Source organism: Burkholderia sp. LAS2 (genome assembly GCF_018417615.1).
Lineage (GTDB): Bacteria > Pseudomonadota > Gammaproteobacteria > Burkholderiales > Burkholderiaceae > Burkholderia > Burkholderia sola.
Map to the genome: position 1 here is coordinate 105,615 of NZ_CP071054.1, position 15,100 is coordinate 120,714.

At 68.4% G+C, this 15,100-nt stretch carries 13 protein-coding genes; 9 read left to right on the forward strand and 4 right to left on the reverse strand.

The genetic code is table 11. From position 1 onward, the window contains the following. Positions 1–60: 60 nt before the first annotated feature. Positions 61–1,368, reverse strand: a complete 1,308-nt coding sequence (gene shiA / locus JYG37_RS29580) for a shikimate transporter (RefSeq protein ID WP_089489376.1) — start codon at positions 1,366–1,368, stop codon at positions 61–63. Between the two features lie 359 nt (positions 1,369–1,727). On the opposite strand from shiA, the gene JYG37_RS29585 reads away from it, so the two are divergent. Beyond that, the gene (locus JYG37_RS29585) at positions 1,728–2,855 is read left to right on the forward strand and encodes a 4-hydroxyphenylpyruvate dioxygenase family protein (RefSeq protein ID WP_050011065.1); all 1,128 of its coding nucleotides are present in this window, start codon (positions 1,728–1,730) and stop codon (positions 2,853–2,855) included. Positions 2,856–2,900: 45 nt separating this feature from the next. Here JYG37_RS29585 and JYG37_RS29590 read toward each other — a convergent pair whose 3' ends face one another. From JYG37_RS29590 to JYG37_RS29600, 3 genes are all read right to left on the reverse strand, one after another. Beyond that, the gene (locus tag JYG37_RS29590) at positions 2,901–4,241 is read right to left on the reverse strand and encodes a type II toxin-antitoxin system HipA family toxin (RefSeq protein WP_050011066.1); all 1,341 of its coding nucleotides are present in this window, start codon (positions 4,239–4,241) and stop codon (positions 2,901–2,903) included. Between the two features lie 2 nt (positions 4,242–4,243). Next, entirely contained in the window at positions 4,244–4,651 is a 408-nt protein-coding gene (locus JYG37_RS29595) for a helix-turn-helix domain-containing protein (RefSeq protein WP_050011067.1), read from the reverse strand. 176 nt (positions 4,652–4,827) lie between these two features. Further along, the gene (locus JYG37_RS29600) at positions 4,828–5,493 is read right to left on the reverse strand and encodes a cation diffusion facilitator family transporter (RefSeq protein ID WP_050011068.1); all 666 of its coding nucleotides are present in this window, start codon (positions 5,491–5,493) and stop codon (positions 4,828–4,830) included. Positions 5,494–5,763: 270 nt separating this feature from the next. Here JYG37_RS29600 and JYG37_RS29605 point away from each other — a divergent pair, with 270 nt between their 5' ends. From JYG37_RS29605 to JYG37_RS29640, 8 genes are all read left to right on the forward strand, one after another. Then, on the forward strand, positions 5,764–6,783 hold the full coding sequence (locus tag JYG37_RS29605; protein WP_050011069.1) for a DNA-binding protein: 1,020 nt from the start codon (positions 5,764–5,766) through the stop codon (positions 6,781–6,783). A 169-nt stretch (positions 6,784–6,952) separates the two neighbouring features. Next, positions 6,953–7,573, forward strand: a complete 621-nt coding sequence (locus JYG37_RS29610; protein ID WP_050011070.1) for a TetR/AcrR family transcriptional regulator — start codon at positions 6,953–6,955, stop codon at positions 7,571–7,573. A 234-nt stretch (positions 7,574–7,807) separates the two neighbouring features. Beyond that, entirely contained in the window at positions 7,808–8,866 is a 1,059-nt protein-coding gene (curA, locus tag JYG37_RS29615) for an NADPH-dependent curcumin/dihydrocurcumin reductase (protein WP_050011071.1), read from the forward strand. 92 nt (positions 8,867–8,958) lie between these two features. Then, positions 8,959–9,258: a putative quinol monooxygenase gene (locus JYG37_RS29620; protein ID WP_050011072.1), complete on the forward strand. Its 300-nt coding sequence runs from the start codon at positions 8,959–8,961 to the stop codon at positions 9,256–9,258. A gap of 144 nt (positions 9,259–9,402) precedes the next feature. Continuing rightward, positions 9,403–9,858 carry a (2Fe-2S)-binding protein gene (locus tag JYG37_RS29625; RefSeq protein WP_006479019.1) on the forward strand — a complete coding sequence of 152 codons (456 nt, stop codon included), beginning with the start codon at positions 9,403–9,405 and terminating at the stop codon, positions 9,856–9,858. Between the two features lies 1 nt (position 9,859). Then, positions 9,860–12,079, forward strand: coding sequence for a xanthine dehydrogenase family protein molybdopterin-binding subunit (locus JYG37_RS29630; RefSeq protein ID WP_089489378.1), 2,220 nt, complete (start codon positions 9,860–9,862; stop codon positions 12,077–12,079). A gap of 16 nt (positions 12,080–12,095) precedes the next feature. Further along, complete coding sequence (locus tag JYG37_RS29635) at positions 12,096–13,400, forward strand: c-type cytochrome (RefSeq protein WP_050011074.1); 1,305 nt, start codon at positions 12,096–12,098, stop codon at positions 13,398–13,400. 153 nt (positions 13,401–13,553) lie between these two features. Further along, complete coding sequence (locus JYG37_RS29640; protein WP_213346880.1) at positions 13,554–14,999, forward strand: NAD-dependent succinate-semialdehyde dehydrogenase; 1,446 nt, start codon at positions 13,554–13,556, stop codon at positions 14,997–14,999. Positions 15,000–15,100: the final 101 nt, after the last annotated feature.

Consider the following 15,100-nt stretch of genomic DNA (forward strand, 5'->3'; position numbering starts at 1 on the left):
ATGGTCGCATGACCGGCCGCGTGGCCGACCGTGAATCGGGTCGGCCATCCGGTCAGGCGATCATTGCGCCGCCCGCATCCGCGCGGCGACCACCAGCGAGATCAGGCAGCCGGCCGCCAGATAGCCGGCCACGAGGTGCCACGAACCGCCGGCCACGCTGACGAGCCCGACCGCGATGAACGGCGTGAACCCGCCGCCGACGACGCTCGCGAACTGATAGCCGACGCCGGCGCCGCTGTAGCGATATTCGGCGCCGAACAGCTCGGTGAACAGCGGCTGCTGGACGCTTACGACCATGTCGTGCGCGGCGTTCGCCAGCAGGATCGAGAAGATCACGATCCACGCGATCGAGCGCGACTCCAGCGCGACGAAGAACGGCACCGCGGACGCAAGGCCGATCAGCGCGCCGATCAGGTAGATGCGGCGCAGGCCGTAGCGATCGGCCAGCCACGCGAAGCAGGGGATCGTCACGCAGCTCACCGCGCCGACCAGCAGGCCGATGTTCAGGAACAGGTCGCGCGACATGCCGAGGTTCGTCGTCGAATAGCTGAGCGCGAACGCGGTGACGATGTACATCGTGAACAGTTCGGCGAGCCGCAGCGCGACGATCAGCAGGAACGCCTTCGGGTGGCGCGTCAGCGCTTCCAGCACCGGCAGGCGCAGCTTGCGGTTGCCGTGCTCGACCTTGTCGACGAACTCCTGCGATTCGTCCATGTTCTTGCGCACCCAGAGCCCGATCAGCACCAGCACGATGCTGAACACGAACGGCAGGCGCCAGCCCCACGACTTGAACGCGGCCTCGCCGAGCGTATGGCTCAGGATCGAGACGATGCCGGTGGCCAGCACGAGCCCGACGCCGTAGCCGACCTGCACGCCGCTGCTGTAGAACGCCTTCTTCTGCTTCGGCGCGCTCTCGACGGCCATCAGCGCCGCGCCGCCCCATTCGCCGCCGACCGCGAAACCCTGGATCGCGCGCATCAGCACCAGCAGCACGGGCGCCCACCAGCCGATCGTCGCGAACGTCGGCAGCAGGCCGATCGCGACCGTCGACAGCCCCATCAGCATCACGGTCAGCACGAGCATCCGCTTGCGGCCGAGCCGGTCGCCGTAGTGGCCGAACACGATGCCGCCGAGCGGCCGGAACAGGAAGCCGACGCCGAAGGTGGCGAACGCCGCGAGCGTGCCCATCGTCGGGCTGACTTTCGGGAAAAACTCGGAATTGAATACCAGCGCGGCGACGATTCCATACAGCAGGAAGTCGTACCAGTCGACGACGGCGCCGACGAAGCTGCCGATCGCGGCCTTGCGGGCCTGGCTGCGTGCACGCGCGCCGGCGGCGGCGTCGAGGGTGTCGAAGGTAGGGGTCATGGCGGTGTCTCCTGGCACGGCGCATCGTGGAATCGTGGCGGCGCCGCGTCCGATGCTGCATTGAAGTCGATGGGTGAACGGAGAATAGGGCGCGCGCCGCACGGCGGCAATTGGCCAATCGGATAATGCGCGCGATTATCGTTCAATTCCGTGCGATTATCGAACGATTTTCGGGTTTGCACTAGGCGGCGTGTCGATATCCCGTTCGGCCGGGGTGTGCCGCCGTGAACGATCTGGTTAAAATCTGCAGCATCGACAACTCGCCCGTCCGGGGCGGAAGTGCGGCCGCCACATCGGCCGCGCATGCCGCACGCGACAGGCACCATTCCCCCATCGACCGCATGCCCCCGGAGACTGGAATGCCCGGCAATTCCCACCCGTTATCCAGCGATACGCCGCCCGTCGCCGATCCGGCCGCCAATCCGCTCGGGATGGCCGGCCTCGAATTCGTCGAATTCGCGGCGCCCGTGCCGGACGCGCTTGCGCAGCGCTTCGAGCAGTTCGGGTTCAAGGCGATCGCGCGGCACGTCAGCAAGAACGTCACGCTGTACCGGCAGGGGCAGATGCATTTCCTGATCAACGCCGAACCCGAGTCATTCGCCGCGCGCTATGCGGAGGAATACGGGATGGGCGTGTGCGCGATCGGGTTGCGCGTGGCGAACGCCCGGCGCGCGTTCGAGCGCGCGATCCAGCTCGGTGCGTGGGCGTTCGAAGGCGAAAAGGTCGGCGTCGGCGAACTGAAGATTCCGGCGATCCAGGGCATCGGCGATTCGCACCTGTATTTCGTCGACCGGTGGCGCGGGCGGGACGGCCAGCGCGGCGGCGTCGGCGACATCTCGATCTTCGACATCGATTTCCGACCGATCGACATCGCGACCGCGCATACCGATCTCGATTGCGCGGGCGTCGGCCTGCAGCAGGTCGACCACTTCACGCAAACCGTCGGCGCGGGCCGCATGCAGGAGTGGCTGGATTTCTACCATGACTTGCTGCATTTCCGCGAGATCCACCAGATCGACGCGCATTGGCATGTGTCGGAGGAATCGCGCGTGATGGTGTCGCCGTGCGGCGCGGTGCGGATTCCGGTCTATGAGGAAGGTACGCGGCGCACCGAGCTGATGCATGCGTACCTGCCCGACCATCCGGGCGAGGGCGTGCAGCACGTCGCACTGGCCACCGACGACATCCTGGCGTGCGTCGATGCGCTGCGTGCGAACGGTGTCGAGTTCATCGAGCCGCCCGCACGCTATTACGACGACGTCGATGCGCGGCTGCCGGGGCACGGCGTCGATCTCGACGCGCTGCGCGGCCGCGCGGTGCTGGTCGACGGCGAGATCGGCAGCGACGGCGTGCCGAGGCTGTTTTTCCAGACCTTCGTCAAACGCCGTCCCGGCGAGATCTTCTTCGAGATCGTGCAGCGCAAGGGGCACCACGGGTTCGGCGAGGGCAACCTGGCGGCACTCGCCCGCGCTCGCGACGCCGGCTGAACGACCTGGCGCCGGCGGCCGTTACGCCGCCGCGCATGCCTTCGATCACGCCGGATCGGCCGCCGCGAGCTTGCGGCTGTGCCGACGCATGCCGTCGAAGATCGCGTCGGCCACGTCCGCCGGAAAATCCGCCGGGATCTGCGCAGCGGCTTCGGCAATCGCGGGCTCCGTCCGTGCGGCGACGGCCGCCATCGCGACGCGCACGTCGTCTTCAGTCAGGCCGACGCGGCGGCCCTGCGCGATCCAGTGGCGCGGCTGGATTTCGCCGATCACGTAGTGCCGGTTCTTCCCGCAGACAGCCATCGCGAGGCGTGCGCGGCGCGGCGGAATCTGGTTGCGGCGCGTGCCGATGATCGGATGCGCGGACAGCACGTCGTACAGCGGCGTGCTTCGATACGCATTGCCGGGCAGGTGCGCGATGCTGAAATTCTTCGCGTGGCCGTCGATCGCCGCCAGCACCCAGAACACGAGCTGGGCGACGAAAAAATTCATCCGGTCGCGCGACGCTTCGGCCGAGTTCGCGAGGATGCCCATGATCGTCTCGATGCCGGGGCCGCCGTCCGATTCGTATTTCGCTCCCGATGGCGTGCCGGTCGCCTGGCACATGTCCTCCTGCGGCAATCGCAGGATCCACGAGCCGTCGCGCGACGGACGCCGGTCGAAGCGCTCGACGATCAGCGCCTTCTGGTCGTCGAACCGGCCGATCTCGCACGGCGCGACCGGCAGGCCGTACGCGGCGACGAGTTTCGAGCACAGCCATTCGTTTTCGACGGACGTGCGCATGTCGGCCTGCATGTTGCCGACACGCCCGAGCGGCAGCTTGAAGATGTGCGTCGTCGGCGTGCTGCCCGACGGCCGCAGCCAGCGATTGCGCCGACGCAGCAGCGCGGTCTTTTCCTGCGCGCCGGCAATCGACAGGCGCAGGTCGGCGTCCGGCTCCGCGCGGCCGGGCAACGGCGCGGCGGTCGCGTGGCGCAGCACGTCGGCGACGGCTGCGTCGTCGAGCGTCGCGCCTTCGATGGCCTCGAGATCGACCGGCGTCTCGCCCGGCGGCAGCATCTGGATCGCGCCGACGCAGTCGCGGCCGATCGACGCGAGCAATTCGAACGGCGCCGTCGATCCGAGCCGGTAACGCTGCGCGATGCGGCGGCGGATCGGCTCGCTGTCCGGCAGCAGGTTGTCGAAGTAGTCGGCCACGATCGCGCCCTGGTGCGGCTGGTTGCCGGGCGTGAAGGGCAGCGACAACGACAGGGGCCGGCCCTGGGGATCCTCGAGCCAGTCCGGCAGGTAGACGAGACGTTCGACGCCGCGGCGGATTTCCCAGTACCCGACGGGAATGCCGTTCATCCACAGGTCGAGCCGGTCGTGGCGGGCACGTCCGGCCATCGTCACCAGTCCTCCCGCTTCGACACGCGTGGCCTGGCGCGAGTCGTCGCTGCCGGGCGCTTCCGCGCGGCGTCGGCCGCGGCTCCGGTCGAGGCCTGGGCGGCCGTGGCGCCGCGCTTGCTCGCGACCGGCTTGCGGCGCGCCGGCGGCTCGGCGCCGGAAGCCGAATCGGCCGCTTCCGCCGGCGCATCCCGTTCGTCCGGGCTGAGCATCATCCGAACGCCGAGCGCGTTCAGCACCTTGAAAAGCCGTTCGATGCTGACCGCCGACGGGTTGGCTTCGAGCTGGGCATAGGATTGCTGGGTGATGCCGAGGCGGGCGGCCAGTTGCGCCTGCGTGAGTCCCGCGGATTTCCGGAAGCCGACGAGTATCGGGCGCAACTGGGTCAGGGTCTGGACTGGAAAGGCCATCGGGCGCTCCGCGAGATGACAGGCGATCGTTTGTAATCGGAAAATACAGTTTATGGCATGTATTGTACAAATACAAATCATAGCCTGTATCAACGAAAAACAAACGATAGCCTGTTACGCGGGGCCGATCGTACAGGCATGGGCGCGAATCGGGCGTTGGGCGACACCCGCGGCGTTCACGACCCGCGCGTCGAGCGATTCGCCCAATCCGCCCATGCCGGCCACTGCGCCCAGCCGCGACGGACGAACCCGGCGCCCGTGCGGATCACGAGCGCGCCGATCGCGAGCGCCGCGAGGTCGTCGAGACGGCCGAAGCCGACCAGCGCCGCGCTCATCGCGAGCGCCGCGAGCAACGACGACAGCGCATCGGTCCGCACGTGCCAGCCGCTCGCCTCGAGCAGCGCGGAGCCGGTCTCGCGCGCCTTGCGCAGCATCCAGTACGACAGCACGGCCTTGCCGGCGAGCGTGACGACAACCAGCGCAAGCGCGGTCGCGCCCGGCTGCACGACGGGCGGCGTATCGAACCGCGTCAGCGCATGCCAGATCATCTGCGCACCGGTTACGGCCAGCAATGCGCCGAGGCCCGCGAGCGCGAGCGGCTCGTAGGTCGGGCGGCGCTCCGGCGGCAGGCGCGCGTCGAACCGGCAGGCGACGAGGAGCAGCGCATCGGCTGCGAGATCGATCGCCGCGTGCGCGACGTCCGCGAGCAGCCCCGACGAATGCGCGGACCATGCCGCCGCCGCCTCGACGGCGAGCAACAGCAGGTTGATCGCGAGGCTGACGGCGAGGGCGCGGGACGTGGCTGTGTAAACGTGGGACGTGGCGCGCGACGGGCGCTGCATGGCGGGTTCGTCTGTAGAAAACGGGGGGAAGCTCGAACGCTACCGGTCGACGATGGCAGGTCCGTGACAGGCGGCCGGATAGCGGGGCAACGGGGCGCGATGCTCGACGCGAAGGCGGGCTGGGCGGGAAGATTCAACGCTGTGATCGGGGAGGGCCGCCCGAAGCCGACGATTCAACATTATAGAAATAATGTCAAATCTAAATCCTGAAAAATTGGATATTTAACGGTTTACGTTATATTATTTACGAAATTTCCTTCGAAGCCCGCCATGTCCGACCTCGCCGCCGATGAACCCCGCCTGACCGCCGAAATCGAGCGCCTCAAGGCCGACTTCCCGAAAACCCGCGAGCTGTACCGCGAAGCCTGCGCACTGCTGTTCTTCCGTTTCGGCATCACGCCGACGGCCAACCGCCTGTACCAGCTCGTGCGCAAGGGCAGCATGAGCACGCCGACAGCCGTTCTCGGGGAGTTCTGGGCCGAGCTGCGGGAAAAGAGCCGTGTGCGCATCGAGCATCCGGACCTGCCGGCCGATCTGCAGGCGGCGGCCGGCGAACTGGTTGCGGCGCTATGGAACCGGTCGAGCACCGACGCGGCCGCCGCACTCGACGCGCTGCGCGCGGAAGTCGAGGCCGAGCGGGCAGCGGCGCAAGCAGAAGTGGCGACGCTGCAAGCCGAACTGGCCCGCACCGAAACCGCGCTGGAGCAACGCACGGCCGCGCTGCTGGCTGCGCAGGTCCGCATTCAGGAACTGGAGCAGGCAAGAGCGGCGGACGATGCATCGCGGCGGGCAATGCAAGCGGATATCGAACGCCTGAAGGCGGACAACGCGGAGGGCGACCGTGCACTCGCGCAGGCCCGTGCGGACTTCACCACCCAGCTCGACCGGCTGCGCGACGACACCGGGCGCGCCGAAGAGCGGCTGCGCGCATCGGAAAAGCGGGCGCTTCAGGAAATCGATCGCGAGCGGCTCGCGACCGCGCGCTTGCAAAAGGAACTCGACGCGGCGACATCGCGCGCGGAACAGCGCGACGCGCAGCAGCGGAAGGAAGCGGCCGCGCTACAGGCACAACTCGGTGACGCGCTGCATCGCTGCGGCGTGCTTCAGGGGCAGCTCGACGGCGCACTGGCGGCCGACGCGGCGCGCAGCGCCGAACTTGACGCGCTGAGGCGCGAGATGGCGGCGCGGGTGCGCCGGCCGCCGTTGCGCGGCGTCAAGACCATCCCGGCCGTCGAGCGGAGCGAGCGGCGGGCGCGCACGAGAAAGCGTGCCGACGAAGCGCCGCGCTGACGGCGAAACCGAGTCGTCGACATGACGCGCCACGCGCAGACGGCACGCGCGGGCGAGCAGCACGCCGGCCGGGCATTGGGCGCACGACTGGGATCGGGTAAAGTGCCGCTCAACATGCCGGCTCGACGTTACTAGACGACCGGTCTAATCGTTGCTACCATACGCCATCATGAATGCATCTTCAGGCGCCGAAGTCCGCCAGCACATCCTGAACATCGCGAAGCCGATCATGCTCCACAAGGGGTTCTCGGCGGTCGGTCTGAACGAGATTCTCGCTGCGGCGGGCATCCCGAAGGGCTCGTTCTACCATTACTTCGGCTCGAAAGAAGCATTCGGCGAAGCGCTGCTCGAATCGTATTTCGAAGGCTATCTCGCGCATCTCGACAAGCTGCTCAAGCAGCAGGCCGGCACGGGCGCCGAGCGCCTGATGACGTACTGGGGCAACTGGCTGCACACGCAATGCGCGGACGATCCGGAAGGCAAGTGCCTCGCGGTGAAGCTCGGCGCGGAAGTGTCGGATCTGTCGGAAGCGATGCGCGCGGTGCTGCGGCGCGGCACCAGCCAGATCATCGAGCGGCTCGCGGGCGGCATCGAGGCCGGGCTCGCCGACGGTTCGCTGAGCGGCGTCGACGATCCGTCGCACACGGCCGCGATCCTGTACGAGCTGTGGCTGGGCGCGACACTGCTGGAAAAGATTCACCGCAACCGCCAGCCGCTCGAAAGGGCGATGGCCGAGACGCGGCGCATGCTGAGCCTGCCGCCGGCCGCATCCGACGGTGCGCAGTCGTAGTCCGGGCGCGCATCGGCGCGCCTTGTTTTTGCCTTGACCCTAGACGACTGGTCTACTCAATCACTCATGACGAACGCTTCACGCCGCGTTACGCTGTCCCGATCGTTCCCACCGCCTGCCTGCGACCGCACCGGCCTGCTTGCCGATGCCGCCGCAGACGCGCACTTCCCGCTGGTCCATCCCTGATCCGATCGTGCCCACGAAGCACGTTCATTCCTGTTGACGGAGGCACACATGCCGCAAAGCAAGATCGCAAACCGCCAGATCGTCCTGAATTCGCGCCCGGTCGGCGCACCGACGCCGGACAACTTCCGCGCCGAAACCGGTGACGTGCCGGTTCCCGGCCCCGGTCAGGTACTGCTGCGCACCGTCTGGTTGTCGCTCGACCCGTACATGCGCGGCCGGATGAGCGACGCGCCGTCCTATGCGCCGCCGGCCGAACTGGGCCAGCCGATGGTCGGCGGCACGGTCAGCCGCGTGGTGTCGTCGAACCTGCCCGCGTTTCGCGAAGGCGATCTCGTCGTCGCCGGCGCCGGCTGGCAGGACTACGCGCTGTCCGACGGACGCGACCTGATCCCGCTCGGCCGCGATTTCGCGCACCCGTCGTACGCGCTCGGCGTGCTCGGCATGCCGGGCTTCACCGCATACACCGGGCTGCTGAAGATCGGCGAACCGAAGGCCGGCGAAACCGTGGTCGTCGCGGCCGCGAGCGGTGCGGTCGGCGCGGTGGTCGGCCAGATCGCGAAGCTGAAGGGTTGCCGCGTGGTCGGCGTCGCGGGGGGCGCCGACAAGTGCGCGTACGTGACCGGCACGCTCGGCTTCGACGCGTGCGTCGACCATCGCGATCCGGCGTTCGCCGCGAAGCTGAAGGACGCGTGCCCGAACGGCATCGACGTGTATTTCGAGAACGTCGGCGGCGCGGTGTTCGACGCAGTGTGGCCGCTGCTGAACGACCATGCGCGGGTGCCGGTCTGCGGCATCATTGCGCACTACAACGATGCGGCCTACGACGACAAGGCCGTGTCGACCGGCCGTGACCGCGTGCCGGCGCTGATGGGCGCGATCCTGCGCAAGCGCATTCGCGTGCAGGGTTTCATCATCCTCGATCACTATGCAACCGGCTATGCGCCGTTCCTGAAGGACATGAGCGAGTGGGTCGCGCAGGGCAAGGTCAAGACGCTCGAGGACGTCGTGCCCGATCTCGCCGACGCGCCGCAAGCGCTGATCGGCTTGCTGGCCGGCAAGAATTTCGGCAAGGTCGTCGTGCGCGTCGGCCCGGACGAACTGGCCTGATCCCGCCGTTCGGCGACAGACAACCGCTGCACGCTGGCGTCGCGAGACGCCGGCTTGTGGCATGCTCGTTTCCGTTTTCAAAGGAGTAGAAAATGGCGCTTCACGTGATTGCTTCGCTGTTCCTGAAACCCGAACACGCGCAGGCCGCCGAGGCCGAACTGCGCGGCATGGTCGCGAAGACACGCACCGAGCCGGGCAACCGGCGCTACGACCTGTTCCGCGAGCAGGACGGCGCGCCAACCCTGCATCTGTACGAGATCTACGACGACCAGGCGGCGTTCGACGCGCATCTCGCCAGCCCGTATTTCGGCGAATTCCGCACGAAGTCGGCCGACTGGTTCACCGCACCGCCCGTCATCAAGGTGCTGTCGGCCATCGACGTGGCCGAGTAACGACGCAAGCACGCAACACCACCGCCGCGGCTCGCCCGCACCCGGGCCGCGCGGCACCCGTTGCGCACGACGCAACGGCGACGCCCCCATGACGCGGCGCGCATCGTTCGCGCCGCTCCCCAATACAACGGCCCCGGAGGCTGAATGATCACCCTCAACATCAACGGCGAAACCCGCTCGGTCGACGCCCCCGACGACATGCCCTTGCTCTGGGTGCTGCGCGACGTCGTCGGCCTGACCGGCACCAAGTTCGGCTGCGGGATCGCGCAATGCGGCGCGTGCACCGTGCATCTCGACGGCGTGGCCGCGCGTTCGTGCGTGCTGCCGGTCGCCGCCGTCGCGGGCCGCAAGATCACGACGATCGAAGCCGTCGGCGCGACGCCGGCCGGCCACAAGGTCCAGCAGGCGTGGCGCGAGCTCGACGTCGTCCAGTGCGGCTACTGCCAGTCGGGGCAGGTGATGGCCGCCACCGCGCTGATCGCATCGAACCCGAACCCGAGCGATGCCGACATCGACGCGGCCATGGCCGGCAACATCTGCCGCTGCGGCACGTACCACCGCATTCGCGCGGCCGTCAAACAAGCCGCGAAGGAGGCCTGACATGTCGCGAGGACTCCTCGAAGCAGGCAGGGTCGGCGCCGGTGTGTCGCGCCGCGGGTTTCTGAAACTCGGCATGTCGCTCGGCGCGGCGGCCGGCGGCGGCTTGCTGCTCGGCTTCAGTCTGCCGGCGGCGGGCGACGATGCGCGCCGCTCGGTGATCGGCGGCGACGCAGCCGAGCCCGCACCGTCGGGCGTGTTCGCCCCGAACGCATTCGTGCAGATCGACCGCGCCGGCAAGATCACGCTGGTGATGCCGAAGGTCGAGATGGGGCAGGGTGTCTATACGGCGCTGCCGATGCTGATCGCGGAAGAGCTCGAGGTGCCGCTGTCGAGCGTCACGCTCGATCATGCGCCGCCGAACGAGAAGCTGTTCCTCGATCCGCTGCTCGGCGGCCAGCTCACCGGCGGCTCGACGTCGGTGCGCTACGCGTGGGAACCGCTGCGCCGCGCGGGCGCCACCGCGCGCACGCTGCTGGTCTCGGCGGCCGCGAAGCAATGGAACGTCGATCCGGCCAGTTGCCGCGCGGCAAACGGCGAAGTGCAGCATCCGCCGACCGGCCGGCGCGCATCGTACGGCCAGTTGGCCGACGCCGCGGCGAAACTGCCGGTGCCGAAGGACGTCGCGCTGAAGCAGCCGGCGGATTTCAAGCTGATCGGCACGCCCGCGAAGCGCCTCGATTCGCCGGAGAAGGTCGACGGCACCGCGCAGTTCGGGCTCGACGTGCGCCTGCCCGGCATGCTGTACGCGGTGATCGTGAACAGCCCGGTGTTCGGCGGCACGGTCGCGAGCGTCGACGACACGGCGGCGAAGAAGATCCCCGGCGTGCGCCAGGTCGTGCGCGTCGACAACGCGGTCGCGGTGGTCGGCGACCACACGTGGGCCGCGAAGCGCGGCGCATCGGCGCTCGTCGTGAAGTGGAACGAAGGCGCGGGCGCGAAGGTGTCGACGAAGGACCTGTTCGCGGATCTCGCGCAGGCGGCGGCGAACGGCAAGGGCGCGGTCGCGCGCAAGGAAGGCGACGTCGGCAACGCGTTCGCGAACGCCAAGACGCGCGTCGACGCCGTCTACGAACAGCCGTTGCTCGCGCACGCGACGATGGAGCCCGTGAACTGCACGGTGCACGTGCGCGGCGACGGCTGCGATATCTGGGTCGGCACGCAGGTGCCAACCCGCGCACGGGACACGGCACAGCAGTTGACCGGCCTGTCGCCGGACAAGATCGTCGTGCACAACCATCTGCTCGGCGGCGGGTTCGGCCGGCGGCTCGAGACCGACATGATCGGGCAGGCCGTGAAGGTCGGCAAACAGGTCAATGCCCCGGTGAAGGTGATCTGGACGCGCGAGGAAGACGTCCAGCACGACATGTACCGGCCGTGCTACTACGACACGCTCTCGGCCGGCCTCGATGCGAACGGCAAGCCGGTCGCGTGGCGGCACCGGATCGTCGGCTCGTCGATTCTCGCGCGCTTCGCGCCGCCCGCGGTCAAGGACGGCGTCGATCCCGACGCGGTCGAGGTCGCGGCCGAGCTGCCGTACGACCTGCCGAACCAGCTCGTCGACTACGTGCGCCAGGAGCCGCGCCACGTGCCAACTGCGTTCTGGCGCGGCGTCGGGCCGACGCGCAGCACGTTCGTCGTCGAAAGCTTCATCGACGAACTGGCCGTGCAGACCAAGACCGACCCGGTGCAATACCGTCGCGCGCTGCTCGACAAGACGCCGCGCGCGCTCAACGTGCTCGACGTCGCGACGAAGGCGGCCGGTTGGGGCGCGTCGCTGCCGAAGGGGCAAGGGCGCGGCGTATCGGTGATGCATGCGTTCGGCAGTTTCTTCTCGATCGTCATCGACGTCGCGGTGGACGGCGGCGAAGTGCAGGTCAAGCGCGTCGTGTGCGCGGTCGATTGCGGGATGGTCGTGAATCCGAACACGATCGAGGCGCAGGTGCAGGGCGGCATCATCTTCGGGATCACGGGCGCGCTGTACGGCGAGATCACGATCGAGGACGGCCGCGTCGTGCAGACCAACTTCACCGACTACCGGATGATGCGAATCAACGAGGTGCCCCCGATCGAAGTCCATCTGGTGAAGAGCGGCGAGGCGCCGGGCGGGATCGGCGAGCCGGGCACGGCCGCGACCGCGGCGGCGCTGGCGAACGCGATCTTCGCGGCGACCGGCACGCGGCTGCGCAAGCTGCCGGTCGGCAACCAGCTGAAAACGGCCTGAGGAGGAGGGGACGACCATGCGACATCTCACCCTGAACCCGAATGCGCTCCGCGCGTCGCTGCTCGCGCTGTCCGCACTGCTGGCCGGCACGGCCGCGCAGGCCGCGCAAGCGGCGCCCGCCGACAGCGCACTCGTCGCGCGCGGCGCGTATCTCGCGAAAGCCGGCGACTGCGTCGCGTGCCACACCGCGCCGCGCGGCACGCCGTTCGCGGGCGGCCTGAAGATGGTCACGCCGATGGGCGCGATCTACACGACCAACATCACGCCCGACCCGGAGACCGGCATCGGCGGCTATACCGAAGCCGAGTTCGCCGGCGCGTTGCGCAAGGGCGTCGCGAAGGACGGTCACAATCTGTATCCGGCGATGCCGTATCCGTCGTACGCGAAGCTGAGGGACGACGACGTGAAGGCGCTGTATGCGTACTTCATGCACGGCGTCGAACCGGTGAAGCAGGCGAACCGGCCATCCGACATCCCGTGGCCGCTCAACATGCGCTGGCCGCTCGCGTTGTGGAACAAGGTGTTCCTCGACACGACGCCATACGCGGACAAGCCGGCGAAGGACGCAATGTGGAACCGCGGCGCGTATCTCGTGCAGGGGCTCGGGCACTGCGGGTCGTGCCACACGCCACGCGGTGTCGGCTTCCAGGAGAAGGCGCTCGACGAAAGCGGCGCGGCGTTCCTGTCGGGCGCGTCGATCGACAACTGGTTCGCGTCGAACCTGACCGGCGAGCACAACACCGGGCTCGGCCGCTGGAACGAGGCCGACGTCGCGCAGTTCCTGAAGACCGGCGCGAACCAGCACGCGACCGCGTTCGGCTCGATGGTAAGCGTGATCAACCACAGCACGCAGGAACTGACCGACGACGATCTGGCATCGATCTCGCGCTACCTGAAATCGCTGCCGGCGGCAGGCGGCACGGGCGCGCCGCCGTACCGCTACGATCCGAAGGCGACGCAGGCCGCGCTGGGCCGACCGGCAACGGATCCGGGCGCGAAGGTGTATAACGCTTACTGCCTGCATTGCCACGGTGTGGACGGGCGCGGCTACGCGCCGCTGCTCGCGCCGCTCGCCGGCAATCCGAACGTGCTCGAGGCCGATGCATCGTCGCTGATCAACGTGACGCTGAACGGCAGCGACACGCTCGTGATCGGCGGCGTGCCGTCCGCGTATCCGATGCCGGCGTTCTCGAACCAGTTGAACGACCGGCAGATCGCCGACGTGCTGACGTTCATGCGCGCCGGCTGGAACAACGGCGCGCCGGCCGTGCAGGCGGCGGACGTCGCGAAACTCCGCAAGGCGACGGCGGCCGCGCACTGAGCGCGGTGCGCCGCGCAACGATGGCGGGCCGGCGTGCCTGCCGTCGACGCCGCCGGGTGCGTGCCTGCCCCGGCGGCTTGGCTTTTTCTGTCAACCGGCGTGCGGCCGTTCGCGGCCGCGCGCGTTTTATCGACGCAATGTAGGGGTGTCTGGATGGCTAACGTGACTTATACGGATACGCAATTGCTGATCGACGGCGAGTGGGTCGACGCCGCGAGCGGCAAGACGATCGACGTCGTGAACCCGGCGACCGGCAAGGCGATCGGCAAGGTGGCCCACGCGGGCATCGCCGATCTCGACCGTGCGCTCGCCGCCGCGCAGCGCGGCTTCGAAGCATGGCGCAAGGTGCCCGCGCACGAACGCGCGGCGACGATGCGCAAGGCGGCCGCGCTGGTGCGCGAACGCGCCGACACGATCGCGCAGCTGATGACGCAGGAGCAGGGCAAGCCGCTCACCGAAGCGCGCGTCGAAGTGCTGTCGGCGGCCGACATCATCGAATGGTTCGCGGACGAAGGGCGCCGCGTGTACGGCCGGATCGTGCCGCCGCGCAATCTCGGTGCGCAGCAGACGGTCGTGAAGGAACCGGTCGGTCCGGTCGCGGCGTTCACGCCGTGGAATTTCCCGGTCAACCAGGTCGTGCGCAAGCTGAGCGCGGCGCTCGCCACCGGTTGTTCGTTCCTCGTGAAGGCGCCGGAAGAAACCCCGGCGTCGCCGGCCGCGCTGCTGCGCGCGTTCGTCGATGCGGGCGTGCCGGCGGGCGTGATCGGTCTCGTGTACGGCGATCCGGCTGAAATCTCGTCGTACCTGATTCCGCACCCGGTGATCCGCAAGGTCACGTTCACGGGTTCGACGCCGGTCGGCAAGCAGCTGGCCGCGCTCGCGGGCCAGCACATGAAGCGTGCGACGATGGAACTGGGCGGCCACGCGCCGGTGATCGTCGCCGAGGATGCAGACGTCGCGCTCGCAGTGAAGGCCGCCGGCGGGGCGAAGTTCCGCAACGCGGGACAGGTCTGCATTTCGCCGACGCGTTTCCTCGTGCACAACAGCATCCGCGACGAATTCACGCGCGCGCTGGTCAAGCATGCGGAAGGGCTGAGGATCGGCAACGGTCTCGACGAAGGCACGACGCTCGGCGCGCTCGCGAACCCGCGACGCCTGACCGCGATGGCGTCGGTCGTCGACAACGCGCGCAAGGTCGGCGCGAGCATCGAGACCGGCGGCGAGCGGATCGGCGCGGAAGGCAACTTCTTCGCCCCGACCGTGATCGCGAACGTGCCGCTCGAAGCGGACGTGTTCAACAACGAGCCGTTCGGCCCGGTCGCGGCGATTCGCGGGTTCGACAAGCTCGAGGATGCGATCGCCGAGGCGAACCGTCTGCCGTTCGGTCTGGCCGGCTACGCGTTCACGCGTTCGTTCGCGAACGTGCATCTGTTGACGCAACGTCTCGAAGTCGGGATGCTGTGGATCAACCAGCCGGCGACGCCGTGGCCGGAAATGCCGTTCGGCGGCGTGAAGGATTCGGGCTACGGGTCGGAAGGCGGGCCGGAAGCGCTGGAGCCGTATCTCGTCACGAAGTCGGTGACGGTGATGGCGGTTTGATGGTCGGTTGAGGGTGGGCGCGCTGCAGTTGGGGGCGCGCCCGATTGGCAGATTTTTCAGCGTATGGACGTATTCGAGATTGCCGAACCCGCGCCATAGAG

Coding starts and splice junctions, on each gene's coding strand:
- shiA (WP_089489376.1), bottom strand. CDS start 1,368: ATGACCCCTACCTTCGACACCCTCGACGCCGCCGCCGGCGCGCGTGCA.
- JYG37_RS29585 (WP_050011065.1), top strand. CDS start 1,728: ATGCCCGGCAATTCCCACCCGTTATCCAGCGATACGCCGCCCGTCGCC.
- JYG37_RS29590 (WP_050011066.1), bottom strand. CDS start 4,241: ATGGCCGGACGTGCCCGCCACGACCGGCTCGACCTGTGGATGAACGGC.
- JYG37_RS29595 (WP_050011067.1), bottom strand. CDS start 4,651: ATGGCCTTTCCAGTCCAGACCCTGACCCAGTTGCGCCCGATACTCGTC.
- JYG37_RS29600 (WP_050011068.1), bottom strand. CDS start 5,493: ATGCAGCGCCCGTCGCGCGCCACGTCCCACGTTTACACAGCCACGTCC.
- JYG37_RS29605 (WP_050011069.1), top strand. CDS start 5,764: ATGTCCGACCTCGCCGCCGATGAACCCCGCCTGACCGCCGAAATCGAG.
- JYG37_RS29610 (WP_050011070.1), top strand. CDS start 6,953: ATGAATGCATCTTCAGGCGCCGAAGTCCGCCAGCACATCCTGAACATC.
- curA (WP_050011071.1), top strand. CDS start 7,808: ATGCCGCAAAGCAAGATCGCAAACCGCCAGATCGTCCTGAATTCGCGC.
- JYG37_RS29620 (WP_050011072.1), top strand. CDS start 8,959: ATGGCGCTTCACGTGATTGCTTCGCTGTTCCTGAAACCCGAACACGCG.
- JYG37_RS29625 (WP_006479019.1), top strand. CDS start 9,403: ATGATCACCCTCAACATCAACGGCGAAACCCGCTCGGTCGACGCCCCC.
- JYG37_RS29630 (WP_089489378.1), top strand. CDS start 9,860: ATGTCGCGAGGACTCCTCGAAGCAGGCAGGGTCGGCGCCGGTGTGTCG.
- JYG37_RS29635 (WP_050011074.1), top strand. CDS start 12,096: ATGCGACATCTCACCCTGAACCCGAATGCGCTCCGCGCGTCGCTGCTC.
- JYG37_RS29640 (WP_213346880.1), top strand. CDS start 13,554: ATGGCTAACGTGACTTATACGGATACGCAATTGCTGATCGACGGCGAG.